At 69.1% G+C, this 11,465-nt stretch carries 14 protein-coding genes; 10 read left to right on the top strand and 4 right to left on the bottom strand.

What is annotated here, in order from left to right; genetic code table 11:
- Window positions 1-2: 2 nt before the first annotated feature.
- From ACTWP6_RS07400 to ACTWP6_RS07385, 4 genes are all read left to right on the top strand, one after another.
- The gene (locus tag ACTWP6_RS07400; protein WP_443187249.1) at window positions 3-1,034 is read left to right on the top strand and encodes an aspartate-semialdehyde dehydrogenase; all 1,032 of its coding nucleotides are present in this window, start codon (window positions 3-5) and stop codon (window positions 1,032-1,034) included.
- 85 nt (window positions 1,035-1,119) lie between these two features.
- Window positions 1,120-2,148, top strand: coding sequence for a DUF4185 domain-containing protein (locus tag ACTWP6_RS07395; RefSeq protein ID WP_443187248.1), 1,029 nt, complete (start codon window positions 1,120-1,122; stop codon window positions 2,146-2,148).
- A gap of 217 nt (window positions 2,149-2,365) precedes the next feature.
- On the top strand, window positions 2,366-2,707 hold the full coding sequence (locus tag ACTWP6_RS07390) for a hypothetical protein (RefSeq protein WP_313901350.1): 342 nt from the start codon (window positions 2,366-2,368) through the stop codon (window positions 2,705-2,707).
- Between the two features lie 91 nt (window positions 2,708-2,798).
- Entirely contained in the window at window positions 2,799-4,241 is a 1,443-nt protein-coding gene (locus ACTWP6_RS07385; protein WP_260755695.1) for a catalase, read from the top strand.
- Between the two features lie 13 nt (window positions 4,242-4,254).
- Here ACTWP6_RS07385 and rpsR read toward each other — a convergent pair whose 3' ends face one another.
- Genes rpsR through rpmB form a run of 4 tightly spaced genes read right to left on the bottom strand, consistent with a single transcriptional unit; the run spans window position 4,255 to window position 5,208 of the window.
- Window positions 4,255-4,506, bottom strand: a complete 252-nt coding sequence (rpsR, locus tag ACTWP6_RS07380) for a 30S ribosomal protein S18 (protein WP_443187247.1) — start codon at window positions 4,504-4,506, stop codon at window positions 4,255-4,257.
- Window positions 4,503-4,808, bottom strand: a complete 306-nt coding sequence (gene rpsN, locus ACTWP6_RS07375) for a 30S ribosomal protein S14 (protein WP_443187246.1) — start codon at window positions 4,806-4,808, stop codon at window positions 4,503-4,505. Before rpsN ends, rpsR begins: the two co-directional genes overlap by 4 nt.
- On the bottom strand, window positions 4,808-4,972 hold the full coding sequence (gene rpmG, locus ACTWP6_RS07370) for a 50S ribosomal protein L33 (protein WP_443187245.1): 165 nt from the start codon (window positions 4,970-4,972) through the stop codon (window positions 4,808-4,810). The genes rpsN and rpmG overlap by 1 nt, the downstream gene beginning before the upstream one ends.
- On the bottom strand, window positions 4,972-5,208 hold the full coding sequence (rpmB, locus tag ACTWP6_RS07365) for a 50S ribosomal protein L28 (RefSeq protein WP_443187244.1): 237 nt from the start codon (window positions 5,206-5,208) through the stop codon (window positions 4,972-4,974). Before rpmB ends, rpmG begins: the two co-directional genes overlap by 1 nt.
- A gap of 106 nt (window positions 5,209-5,314) precedes the next feature.
- On the opposite strand from rpmB, the gene mrf reads away from it, so the two are divergent.
- From mrf to egtD, 6 genes are all read left to right on the top strand, one after another.
- Window positions 5,315-6,436, top strand: a complete 1,122-nt coding sequence (gene mrf / locus ACTWP6_RS07360; protein ID WP_443187263.1) for a ribosome hibernation factor-recruiting GTPase MRF — start codon at window positions 5,315-5,317, stop codon at window positions 6,434-6,436.
- A gap of 59 nt (window positions 6,437-6,495) precedes the next feature.
- A complete protein-coding gene (locus ACTWP6_RS07355; RefSeq protein ID WP_396885342.1) occupies window positions 6,496-7,107 on the top strand; it encodes a sensor domain-containing protein in 612 nt (203 codons plus the stop codon).
- Between the two features lie 109 nt (window positions 7,108-7,216).
- Entirely contained in the window at window positions 7,217-8,491 is a 1,275-nt protein-coding gene (gene egtA / locus ACTWP6_RS07350; RefSeq protein WP_443187243.1) for an ergothioneine biosynthesis glutamate--cysteine ligase EgtA, read from the top strand.
- Window positions 8,488-9,786 (top strand): ergothioneine biosynthesis protein EgtB, encoded by a 1,299-nt coding sequence (gene egtB / locus ACTWP6_RS07345; protein WP_443187242.1) that lies wholly within the window; start codon window positions 8,488-8,490, stop codon window positions 9,784-9,786. Before egtA ends, egtB begins: the two co-directional genes overlap by 4 nt.
- Window positions 9,779-10,468, top strand: coding sequence for an ergothioneine biosynthesis protein EgtC (gene egtC, locus ACTWP6_RS07340; protein WP_260755687.1), 690 nt, complete (start codon window positions 9,779-9,781; stop codon window positions 10,466-10,468). The genes egtB and egtC overlap by 8 nt, the downstream gene beginning before the upstream one ends.
- The gene (egtD, locus tag ACTWP6_RS07335) at window positions 10,468-11,442 is read left to right on the top strand and encodes an L-histidine N(alpha)-methyltransferase (protein WP_260755686.1); all 975 of its coding nucleotides are present in this window, start codon (window positions 10,468-10,470) and stop codon (window positions 11,440-11,442) included. Before egtC ends, egtD begins: the two co-directional genes overlap by 1 nt.
- The last annotated feature ends 23 nt before the right edge of the window (window positions 11,443-11,465 follow it).

Here is an 11,465-nt window from a genome sequence, read left to right as displayed (position 1 = left end):
GAATGGTCAACATCGGTGTCGTCGGCGCGACCGGCCAGGTAGGCCAGGTGATGCGAAACCTGCTGGCCGAGCGGGACTTCCCGGCGGACGAGGTCCGTTTCTTCGCCTCGTCGCGGTCGGCGGGCAAGAAGCTGGAGTTCCGCGGCCGCGAAATCGAGGTCGAGGACTCCGAGACGGCCGATCCGTCGGGTCTGGACATCGCGCTGTTCTCCGCCGGCGCCACGATGTCGCGGGTGCAGGCGCCGCGGTTCGCGGCCGCCGGCGCGGTGGTGATCGACAACTCGTCGGCATGGCGCAAGGACCCCGACGTCCCGCTCGTCGTCTCCGAGGTGAACTTCGAGCGTGACGCGAAGAACCGTCCCAAAGGCATCATCGCGAACCCGAACTGCACCACCATGGCCGCGATGCCGGTGCTCAAGCCGCTGCACGACGAGGCAGGTCTGACCCGCTTGATCGTGTCGAGCTACCAGGCGGTGTCCGGTAGCGGGCTGGCCGGTGTCGAGGAACTCGCCGGACAGGCGCGCGCGGTGATCGACGGTGTCGAGCAGCTGGTGCACGACGGGTCGGCGCTGCAGTTCCCGCCGCCGAACAAGTATGTGGCGCCGATCGCGTTCAACGTCGTCCCGCTGGCCGGCTCGCTGGTCGACGACGGCTCCGGTGAGACCGACGAGGATCAGAAGCTGCGCAACGAGAGCCGCAAGATCCTCGGTATCCCGGAGCTGGCCGTCAGCGGCACCTGCGTGCGGGTTCCGGTGTTCACCGGGCACTCGCTGTCGATCAACGCCGAGTTCAGCCAGCCGATTTCGGTGGCGCGTGCCGAGGAACTTCTCGCCGCCGCTGCTGGTGTGACGCTGGTGGATGTCCCGACACCGCTGGCCGCAGCCGGCGCCGACGACTCGCTGGTCGGCCGGATCCGCCAGGACCCAGGCGTGCCGGACGGTCGCGGGCTGGCCCTGTTCGTCTCGGGGGACAACCTACGAAAAGGTGCTGCACTTAACACCATTCAGATCGCTGAGTTGCTGGCTCGATCCTGAATTGCGCCGAAATCGCATTCCACGCGGCGTTCTTGCCGCAATCTGCGCGTGGAATGCGATTTCGGCGGTGCCGGGGGCGTACGCCATGCCGGCTGAGCTTCCGCCGCTGCTGCCCGGCCAGGTGCTGCGTGTCGGCCCGGCCGCGGGAACGGGAACTCCGACAGCCGATTACGGGATCGGTGCGACAGACCTGTGTGAGTTCATGGAGTTCCCGAGCGGGATCCTGCAGGTGTGCGGCGACAGCTTCGCCGGGCAGGGAGTGGGCTTCGGGGGCTGGTACTCGCCGATCGCGCTGCATGTGGTCGGCGAGTCGCTCGACGATCCGGCCGGGGTGCGCTACGACGGGGTGACCGGCGTGTCGGTGCCCTTGCTGGCCGACCCGACGCCGCCTGGGGCCTCGCAGCTGCCCGCCGGTGTCATCGAGATCAACCGCGAGAACTGGATGATGGTGACCACCACCGAGGGGCTGCGCCCGCGGACCTCGCGTCTGGTCAAAGCCATTGCCGGACAGGGGAACTGGAAGACGATTCCCGGGTCTGAACGCGACGCGGCGTACGCGGGCGGACTGCAGTCACAGATCAGCGGCTACTACGACCCGATCCCGACCGAGGAGTCGCCGCGCGGCTGGGTGTACATCGTGGCCAACAACTTCGACCGCACCGGACCGGTGGTGCTGTACCGGGCCGCGCCGCAGTCGTTCACCGATCGCGCCTCCTGGCAGGGATGGACCGGCACCGCGTGGGGCGGTGAGCCGGCGCCGCTGTGGGGGGACCGGGTCGGCGAGATGAGCGTGCGCCTGATCGACGGCAAGACGGTGCTGTCGTACTTCAACGCCACCACCGGCAACATGGAGATGCGGGTGGCCAACGCTGTGACGCAGCTGGGCGACGCGCCGGTGACGACGGTCGTGGTGGCCGCACCATGGCCGGAACCCGTCGAGGATCTGCCGCCGCCGCAGGACAATCGGCTCGCCCAGCCCTACGGCGGCTACATCTCGCCGAGATCCACCCCGGACGCGGTTCGGGTGTTCGTCAGCCAGTGGAACACCACACCCCGCGGAGGCTCGCCCTACCGCGTCATTCAGTACGCGGTGAACCCGATGAAGCCCGACTGACGGTGCGCCGGGTTTGCCGCGGACCGCGCAGGCACGTGGACACCGACTGGTCGGTCACCCCGTCCTCATAGCGGATTCACAGCCGGAACCTAACCGGCGCTGACGGTGGCGGCGCATGATCACCGTCATGAACGAAGTGACACCACCTCGGGGCGAGTCCGAACCCGTGACCGGGCCGGTCTCGACTCCACCTCGGGCTCAGCCGCCCGTTCCACCTGTGCCAGCCCAGCCGGCCTATGTCCAGCCGCCGCCGGGCCGGCTCAACAAGGCGGCGCTGTGGGTCGGCATCGCTGCCGGCGCGGTGTTCATCGTGGCCGTCATCTTCTTTTCCGGAGTATTCGTCGGCAAGAACCTCGACGGCGGGCCGCGCTATCACCACCGCGGATCCGACATGGTGGGCCGCCCCGGCCCGGCGATGTTCCCGATGGGCCCGCACGGCGGGTTCGACCGGGGGCCCGGGAACGGCGGACCGTTCGGATCGGGCGGCCCGGTGATCGACGTGCCCCGTCAGCCCGGCGGGCCGGCGGCTCCGACGACGGCCGCGCCACCGCGACCCTGATCGTTTCTCTCGGGATGTTTTGAGCGGCATTCGGGTACCCTCGGCCACCGAGGACGGCTCAGCCCGATGCCGCACCTCCCGAGGAGACGACATGACTGACAAGTTCGCCACCACCGACTCCGGTGCCCCGATTCCCAGCCTCGAACATTCGCTGACTGTCGGTCCGGACGGCCCCATCGTGCTTCAGGACCACTACCTGATCGAGCAGATGGCCAATTTCAACCGGGAACGCATCCCGGAACGGCAGCCGCATGCCAAGGGTGGCGGCGCGTTCGGACAGTTCGAGGTCACCCACGACGTGTCCGCGTACACCAAGGCGGCGTTTCTGCAGCCCGGTACGAAAACAGAGATGCTCGCCCGCTTCTCGACCGTGGCGGGGGAGCGCGGCAGCCCGGACACCTGGCGTGACCCGCGCGGGTTCGCGCTGAAGTTCTACACCTCTGACGGCAACTTCGACATGGTCGGCAACAACACCCCGGTGTTCTTCGTGCGTGACCCGATGAAGTTTCAGAACTTCATCCGCAGCCAGAAGCGGCTGGCCGCCAACAACCTGCGCGACCACCACATGCAGTGGGACTTCTGGACGCTCTCGCCGGAGTCCGCGCACCAGGTGACCTGGCTGATGGGCGACCGCGGCATCCCGAAGACGTGGCGGCACATGAACGGCTACTCCAGCCACACCTACAGCTGGCTCAACGACTCCGGGGAGCTGTTCTGGGTGAAGTACCACTTCAAGACCGACCAGGGCATCGACTTCCTCACCCAAGAAGACGCGGACCGGCTGGCCGGAGAGGATGCGGACTACCACCAGCGCGACCTGTACACCGCGATCGAGGACGGCAACTTCCCGAGCTGGACGCTGCACGTGCAGATCATGCCGTTCGAGGATGCCAAGACCTATCGCTTCAACCCCTTCGATCTGACCAAGGTGTGGCCGCACGGTGACTACCCGCTGCACGAGGTCGGAAAGATGACGTTGAACCGCAATGTCGTGGACTACCACACCCAGATGGAGCAGGCGGCGTTCGAGCCGAACAACATCGTGCCGGGCACCGGACTGAGTCCCGACAAGATGCTGCTGGCGCGCGGCTTCTCCTACTCGGATGCCCATCGTGCCCGGCTGGGTGTGAACTACAAGCAGATCCCGGTCAACGAACCGCACACCGAGGTCCGCGCCTACAGCAAGGACGGTGCGATGCGGATCCGCAACGCGACCGACCCGGTGTACGCGCCGAACTCGATGGGCGGTCCCGAGGCCGACCCGCGGAGGGCCTCGGAAGTGCACTGGGCCTCCGACGGGGACATGGTGCGCTCGGCGTATGCCCTGCGCGCCGAGGACTCCGACTGGGGTCAGGCCGGCACCCTGGTTCGCGACGTCCTCGACGATGCGGCTCGGGAACGCCTGGCGCACAACATTATCGGCCACGTGTCCGACGGCGTGAAAGAGCCGGTACTGTCACGCGTGTTCGAATATTGGCGCAACGTCGACCCCGATCTGGGCAAGAAGGTCGAGGAGGGTGTGCGCGGCGGCTGATCACTGCCGCGTGCTAGCGACCTGCGGGATTCTGACCCGGGTACGGCAGGAGCGCCATCTCGCGGGCGTTCTTGACCGCGGTGGTGACCTGGCGCTGCTGCTGCACTGTCAGGTCGGTCACCGCCCGTGACCGTATCTTGCCGCGCTCGGAGACGAACTGCCGCAGTGTCGCTGTGTCCTTGTAATCGACGTGTTCGATTCCCAGGCTCGCCAACAGGTTTCGCCGCTTCTTCACGGGCGCGGCCGGTCGCCGCTTCGCCGTCACCAGCTCGACTTCCGGACACCGGGTAGTTGGCCGTCGTGCGCGAGCTCTCTCACCCGCACGCGCGACAGCCCGAACTTGCGCAGATGCCCGCGGGGCCGGCCGTCGATCGAGTCGCGGTTACGGACTCGTACCGGGCTGGCGTCGCGGGGTTGACGGTTCAATTCGGACTGGGCGGCGCGCCGGGCCTCCGGTGACGTGCTGGGGCATTTGATGATCGCCTTCAGCTCGGCTCGACGCCCGGCGTGGCGTGCCACCAGCTCGCGGCGCCGCTCGTTCGCAACGATCTTGGATTTCTTGGCCATCAGCGCTCCTCGCGGAAGTCGACGTGCCGACGCGCCACGGGGTCGTACTTGCGCAAGGTGATCCGGTCGGGGTCGTTGCGGCGGTTCTTGCGGGTGATGTAGGTGTACCCGGTGCCCGCTGTGGAGCGCATTTTGACCAGAGGGCGAATATCGTTGCGTGCCATCAGATTTTCTGCCCTTCGCGGCGTAGGCGCGCCACCACCGATTCGATGCCGTCGCGGTCGATCACCTTGATGCCCTTGGCGCTGACGCGCAGTGTGACCCGACGCCCCTCGGACGGCAGGAAGTAGGTCTTGGTTTGGATGTTGGGGTTCCAGCGACGGCGGGTGCGGCGGTGCGAATGCGACACCGCGTTGCCGAACCCCGGCGCTCGGCCGGTGACCTGGCAATGGGCGGACACGACACTCCCTTCTTAATGGAAATCATTTTCGACAAGCTCGTGCCCAGACTGTACCGTGATCGGGAGCTTATTGAAAATCATTCCCATTAGAGGAGGTCAGATGCGGATGCGCACGCCGGTCGTCGTCGTGACGGGACAGAGCGACACCGACGGGGTCGCCGATGTGCTCCTGGGTGACGCCGGAACGGCGTGGGTGGAGCACCGGTTCGACGGGCACGTGGTGCACCGCAGTACCACCGTCGTCTCCGACGGGGTGCCTGTCGTCGAGGACGCGGTGCTCGAGCTCACCAGGTGCTGCGTGCACTGCACCGTGCGTGAAGACCTGATCGCGCACCTCACCCGGTTGCACCGCACACCTGGCGTGGACCGAATCGCCGTGCGTCTGGCGCCGTGGATGGAGCCGGAGCCGGTGTGCTTCGTCCTCGGCCACTCCCGGGCGGCGCGGGACGTGACGGTGGCGGCCGTCGTGACCACGGTGGACACCGTGACCTGGCTCCCGCAAGCCCTCGGCGACGCCGAACTCGACGACGGCCGCACCGTGGCCCAGGTGGTCGTCGGACAGGTCGAGTTCTCCGACGTGGTCGTCCTGAACCGGCCCGAACCGGAGACCCTCGCCGTCGTCCGGCGGCTGACCCCAGCAGCCCGCGTCGCTGTCGGCACCGAGCGGCTGAACCAGGCGCTGGCGCACCTGGAGCCGCAGGCACGACGCGGCCGTATCGACGATCCTCACGGGTCGCTGCTGTCGGGTCAGCCCCCGCTCGCTCCGACAGGCGGGATCGGCCTCATGGAGTTCGGGTCCCGGCGTCCCTTCCATCCTGCCCGGCTCCATACGGCGGTCGATCTCCTCCTTGAAGGGGTGGTCCGCACCAAGGGGCGGCTGTGGCTGGCCACGCGACCCGAGCAGGTGGTGTGGCTGGAGTCGGCCGGCGGCGGACTGCGTGTCACACCGGCGGGAAAGTGGCTGGCGGCCATGACTTCTCGTGAGGTCGCCTATGTAGCCCCGGAGCGACGCGCGATGGCGGACCTGATCTGGGACTACCGGCACGGGGATCGGCATACCTCGATGACCGTGCTGGTGTGCGGAGCGCAGCCCGCCGAGATCCGCGACGCGCTCGGCGCAGCGCTGCTCACGGACGACGAGATGCAGCAGCCACAGGACTGGCGCCGCTACGAGGATCCGTTCGGCATATTTCTCGACGGGCATGCCGGCGAGGGCCGGCTGGCATGATCGGGTGAATGAGCATCGGAAGGACTGACGTGTCGGCCGCGGCGGTCGCCGCGGCCGTCATGGCGATGTCGGTGGCGTCGGCAGCCCCCGCACAGGCGCGTCCGTCGGATCCCGGCGTCGTGAACTACGCGGTGATGAGCAAGGGCGCGGTCGGCAACATCGTCGGCGCCCGCCTGCGGTTCGAGTCCGTGTTCACCCGCCCCTTCCAGGCGTTCTGGGTGGACAACCCGGTCTGTAACAACTGGGCTGACATCGGACTGCCCGAGGTGTACAACGACCCCGACCTCGCGGCGTTCAACGGCGCCACCACCCACGAGTCGCCCACCGACATGGCACATTTCGTCAAGCAGGCGGTCGGGGTCTTCGCGACCGCCGAGGCCGCCGACCGCGCGTTCTACCGGCTCGTGGACCGCACGGTCGGCTGCGACGGCCAGACCACGGCGATGCACCTGGACAACGTCACCACCCAGGTGTGGACGTTCACCGGCGGCCCGACCACCGCCACCGACGCGAACTGGGTCAAGCAGGAGGCCGGCACCGACCGCCGGTGCTTCGTCACCACCCGGCTGCGGGAGAACGTGCTGCTGCAAGCAAAGGTGTGCCAATCGGGCAACGGCGGCCCGGCGGTCAACGTGCTGGCCGGCGCGATGCAGAACACGCTGGGGCAATAAGTCGCGCAGATGTCATCCAGGCGTCACCGGTTAAATCGCGGGACTTTGTCGGTCCGCTCTGGAAGATAGGAGAGGGCAGCGACCGTTCCACACCCGGAGGGGGTGGCTGATGGCAAGCACCATGGCGTCCGGCGAGGTCGCCGGACCACGCGTGGATTCACTGACCAGCGCGGAAATGGCGGCACACCGCATCGTCGACCGGTGCCTGACGGACAGTCCGGTGGGGCCGGTGGGCCTGGAGATCGAGGCCCACTGCTACGACCTGGCCGATCTCCGACGCAGGCCCGGCTGGGACGAACTCACGGCGATCATCGCCGCGCTGCCCCCACTGCCGGGCGGCAGCCTGGTCACTGTCGAACCCGGCGGGGCGGTGGAGTTGTCGGGTCCCCCCGCCGGCGGCGTGGCCGCCGCGGTGGCGGCGATGGCCGCGGACCGGGCGGTGCTTCGGGACGCGTTCGGCCGGAACGGGCTCGGGCTGGCGCTGCTGGGCGCGGACCCGCTGCGGCCTGCCGAGCGGGTCAACCCCGGCGCCCGGTACGCGGCGATGGAGACGTTCTTCCGGGCCAGCGGCACCCCGGCCGCCGGAGCGGCGATGATGACCTCGACCGCCTCGGTGCAGGTGAACGTCGAGGCGGGCCCGCAGCCGGGCTGGGCCGACCGGGTGCGGCTGGCGCACGCGCTCGGGCCCACGATGATCGCGGTCACCGCGAACTCGCCGATCCTCGGCCACGACTTCACCGGTTGGCAGTCCACTCGGCAACTGGTCTGGAGCCGCCTGGATTCCGCCCGGTGCGGGCCGATCCTCGGGGCCAGCGGTGCCGACCCTGCCAGCGACTGGGCGCGCTACGCGCTGCGCGCGCCGGTGATGCTGGTGCACAACCCGGATCCGGTGCCGGTCACCGACTGGGTGCCGTTCGCCGACTGGGCCGACGGGCGGGTGCTGCTCGGGAACCGCAGGCCGACCGCCGCCGACCTCGACTATCACCTCACCACGCTGTTTCCGCCGGTGCGGCCCCGTGGCTTTCTGGAGGTGCGCTACCTCGACAGCGTCCCGGATCCAGTGTGGCCCGCCGTGGTGTTCACGCTGAACACGCTGCTGGACGATCCGGCGGCGGCCGACATCGCCGCCGAGGCCACCGAGCCGGTGGCCACCGCATGGGACCGTGCCGCCCAACTCGGACTGCAGGACCGCCGGCTGCGACGCGCCGCCGTGCGGTGCGTGCAGGCCGCGGCCGAACGCGCACCCACCCGACTCGAGGAATCGATGGCGATGCTCGTACGTTCGGTGGAACAGGGTCGCTGCCCGGCCGACGATTTCGCCGACCGTGTGGTGGCGTACGGGATCGCGCCCGCGGTCACCGCACTGGCACAAGGGGAGTTGTGACGACACGCGAGGTACTCGCCGGCGAACTGACCAGGGCCAGGGACCGCACGCTGCGGCTGGTCGACTTCGACGATGCCGAATTGCGGCGCCAGTACGACCCGCTGATGAGCCCGCTGGTCTGGGACCTCGCCCACATCGGCCAGCAAGAGGAGCTGTGGCTGCTGCGCGGCGGTGACCCGAACCGACCCGGGCTGCTTTCCCCGCAGGTCAACGATCTCTACGACGCCTTCGTGCACTCCCGCGCCAGCCGCGTCGACCTGCCGCTGCTGCCGCCGACCGACGCACGCAGCTACTGCGCGACGGTGCGCGGCAAGGTGCTCGACGCGCTGGACGCGCTGCCCGAGGACCACCCCGACGCCTTCACGTTCGGGTTGGTGGTCAGCCACGAGAATCAGCACGACGAGACCATGCTGCAGGCCCTGAGCCTGCGGTCCGGTGCGCCGATCCTCGATCGGGGAACCGAGCTGCCGGCCGGCCGGGCCGGGGTGGCCGGCAGCTCGGTCCTGGTTCCGGCCGGTGAGTTCGTGCTGGGCGTCGACGCACTGACCGAACCGTTCTCGCTGGACAACGAGCGGCCCGCACACATCGTCGACGTGCCCGCCTTCCGCATCGGCCGCGTGCCGGTCACCAACGCCGAGTGGCAGCAGTTCGTCGACGACGGCGGCTATCAGCAGCCGCGGTGGTGGTCGGACGCGGGCTGGGCGCACTGCCGGCAGGCCGGCCTGACCGCCCCGCTGTTCTGGAACGCCGGAACCCTGGCGGGTACCCGCACCCGCTTCGGGCACGTCGAGGACATCCCGGGGGATGAGCCCGTCCAGCACGTCACCTACTACGAGGCCGAGGCGTACGCGGCGTGGGCCGGCGCCCGACTGCCCACCGAGATCGAGTGGGAGAAGGCCTGCGCCTGGGACCCGGTGAGCGGGACCAGGCGGCGATATCCCTGGGGGACAACCGAACCCACCACCGACATCGCCAACCTCGGCGGTGCAGCGCTGCGCCCGGCGCCCGTCGGCGCCTACCCGCACGGCGCGTCGGCCTACGGAGCCGAGCAGATGCTCGGCGACGTGTGGGAGTGGACGACGTCGTCGCTGCGGCCGTGGCCCGGCTTCACGCCGATGATCTACGAGCAGTATTCGCAGCCGTTCTTCGACGGCACCGCGTCCGGCGAGTACCGGGTGCTGCGCGGTGGGTCGTGGGCGGTGGCGCCGAACATCCTGCGCCCCAGTTTCCGTAACTGGGATCACCCGATCCGCAGGCAGATCTTCTCCGGCGTGCGGCTGGTGTGGGATGTGTAGGCACCTGGGCTGGCTCGGTGATCCCGTCTCGATCGCGTCGCTGGTGCTCGAGCCACCCTCGGGACTACTGGTGCAATCGTATTCGCCGCGCCGACAGAAGCACGGGTTGATGAACGCCGACGGCTGGGGTGTGGGCTTTTTCGACGGCCCGGTGGCACGACGCTGGCGCAGCGCCGCACCGCTGTGGGGTGACACGTCGTTCGCGTCCGTGGCCCCGGCGCTGCGCAGCGGCTGCGTAGTCGCCGCCGTGCGGTCCGCCAGCGTGGGCATGCCCATCGAGGCCTCGGCGTCGGCACCGTTCACCGACGGCGCCTGGCTGCTGTCCCACAACGGGCTCGTCGACCGGTCGGTGCTGCCGGCCTCGCCGCACGCCGAGTCGGTCAACGACAGCGCGCTGCTCGCGGCACTGATCTTCGACCGCGGCATGGACGCACTCGGCGACACCGTGGCAGAGGTGGCCGCCCACGACCCGAACGCACGCCTGAACATCCTGGCCGGCAATGGTTCCCGGCTGCTGGCCACCACCTGGGGTGACACGTTGTCGGTCCTGCGCCGCGACGACGGCGTGGTGCTCGCCAGTGAACCCTACGACGACAACCCGGCCTGGCAGGAGGTTCCGGATCGTCACCTCGTCGAAGTCGAAGGCACACACGTGCACCTGACCCCGCTGAAAGGATCGTGATGTCGCCTCCGTCTTTGTCCCTGACCAACCATCTCGCCGCCGACGCCGCCGAGGAGGCGTTGCGCCGCGACGTGCGGCACGGCCTGACCCGGTACCCGAAAACGCTTCCGCCGAAATGGTTTTACGACGCCGTGGGCAGCGATCTGTTTGATCAGATCACCCGGCTGCCGGAGTACTACCCGACCCGCGCGGAGGCACAGATCCTGCGGGCCCGCGCCGCCGAGATCGCCGAGGTCTCCGGGGCGGACACCCTGGTGGAGCTCGGCAGCGGAACGTCGGAGAAGACGCGCACCCTGCTCGACGCGCTGCGCGACCGCGGGGCGCTGCACCGCTTCATCCCGTTCGACGTGGACGCCTCCGTGCTTCAGGAGGCGGGCGCGGCGATCCAGCGCGAATATCCCGGCGTCGAGGTCGACGCCGTGTGCGGCGACTTCGAGGAGCACCTGGGTGAGATCCCGGCGGTGGGCCGGCGCCTGGTGGCGTTCCTGGGTTCGACGATCGGCAACCTCACCCCGGAACCGCGCGCGGCGTTCCTCACCGCGGTGGCCGCGTTCATGCGGCCCGGCGACACGCTGCTGCTGGGCACCGACCTGGTCAAGGACACCGGCCGGTTGGTGCGTGCCTACGACGACAGTGCCGGCGTGACAGCACGTTTCAACCGCAATGTGCTCGCTGTGGTGAACCGCGAGCTGGGCGCCGACTTCGACCTCGACGCGTTCGAACACGTCGCGCTCTGGAATGGACAGGAGGAACGCATCGAGATGTGGCTGCGGTCGACGCGCCCACAGAGCGTGCGCATTCCGATGCTGGATCTGGACGTCGAGTTCGCGGCCGGTGAGCAGATGCTGACCGAGGTGTCGTGCAAGTTCCGGCCGTCCGGCGTCGAGCGGGAACTCGCCGCCGCCGGCCTGCGCCGGACCCGGTGGTGGACCGACGAGGCCGGGGACTTCGGCCTGTCGCTGGCGGTCAAGTGAGTCTCGCCGACACCTGGCGCGCG

Origin of the sequence: Mycobacterium sp. 4D054 (genome assembly GCF_052245755.1) — a bacterium.
Taxonomy (GTDB): Bacteria; Actinomycetota; Actinomycetes; order Mycobacteriales; family Mycobacteriaceae; genus Mycobacterium.
This window is presented reverse-complemented; position numbering and strand designations above follow the sequence as displayed.

Excerpts from the sequence above, each read along its gene's own strand:
- ACTWP6_RS07395 (WP_443187248.1), top strand. The coding sequence starts at position 1,120 with ATGCCGGCTGAGCTTCCGCCGCTGCTGCCCGGCCAGGTGCTGCGTGTC.
- egtA (WP_443187243.1), top strand. The coding sequence starts at position 7,217 with ATGGCAAGCACCATGGCGTCCGGCGAGGTCGCCGGACCACGCGTGGAT.
- egtC (WP_260755687.1), top strand. The coding sequence starts at position 9,779 with ATGTGTAGGCACCTGGGCTGGCTCGGTGATCCCGTCTCGATCGCGTCG.
- ACTWP6_RS07355 (WP_396885342.1), top strand. The coding sequence starts at position 6,496 with ATGGCGATGTCGGTGGCGTCGGCAGCCCCCGCACAGGCGCGTCCGTCG.
- rpmG (WP_443187245.1), bottom strand. The coding sequence starts at position 4,972 with ATGGCACGCAACGATATTCGCCCTCTGGTCAAAATGCGCTCCACAGCG.
- ACTWP6_RS07400 (WP_443187249.1), top strand. The coding sequence starts at position 3 with ATGGTCAACATCGGTGTCGTCGGCGCGACCGGCCAGGTAGGCCAGGTG.
- rpsN (WP_443187246.1), bottom strand. The coding sequence starts at position 4,808 with ATGGCCAAGAAATCCAAGATCGTTGCGAACGAGCGGCGCCGCGAGCTG.
- ACTWP6_RS07385 (WP_260755695.1), top strand. The coding sequence starts at position 2,799 with ATGACTGACAAGTTCGCCACCACCGACTCCGGTGCCCCGATTCCCAGC.
- mrf (WP_443187263.1), top strand. The coding sequence starts at position 5,315 with ATGCGCACGCCGGTCGTCGTCGTGACGGGACAGAGCGACACCGACGGG.
- egtD (WP_260755686.1), top strand. The coding sequence starts at position 10,468 with ATGTCGCCTCCGTCTTTGTCCCTGACCAACCATCTCGCCGCCGACGCC.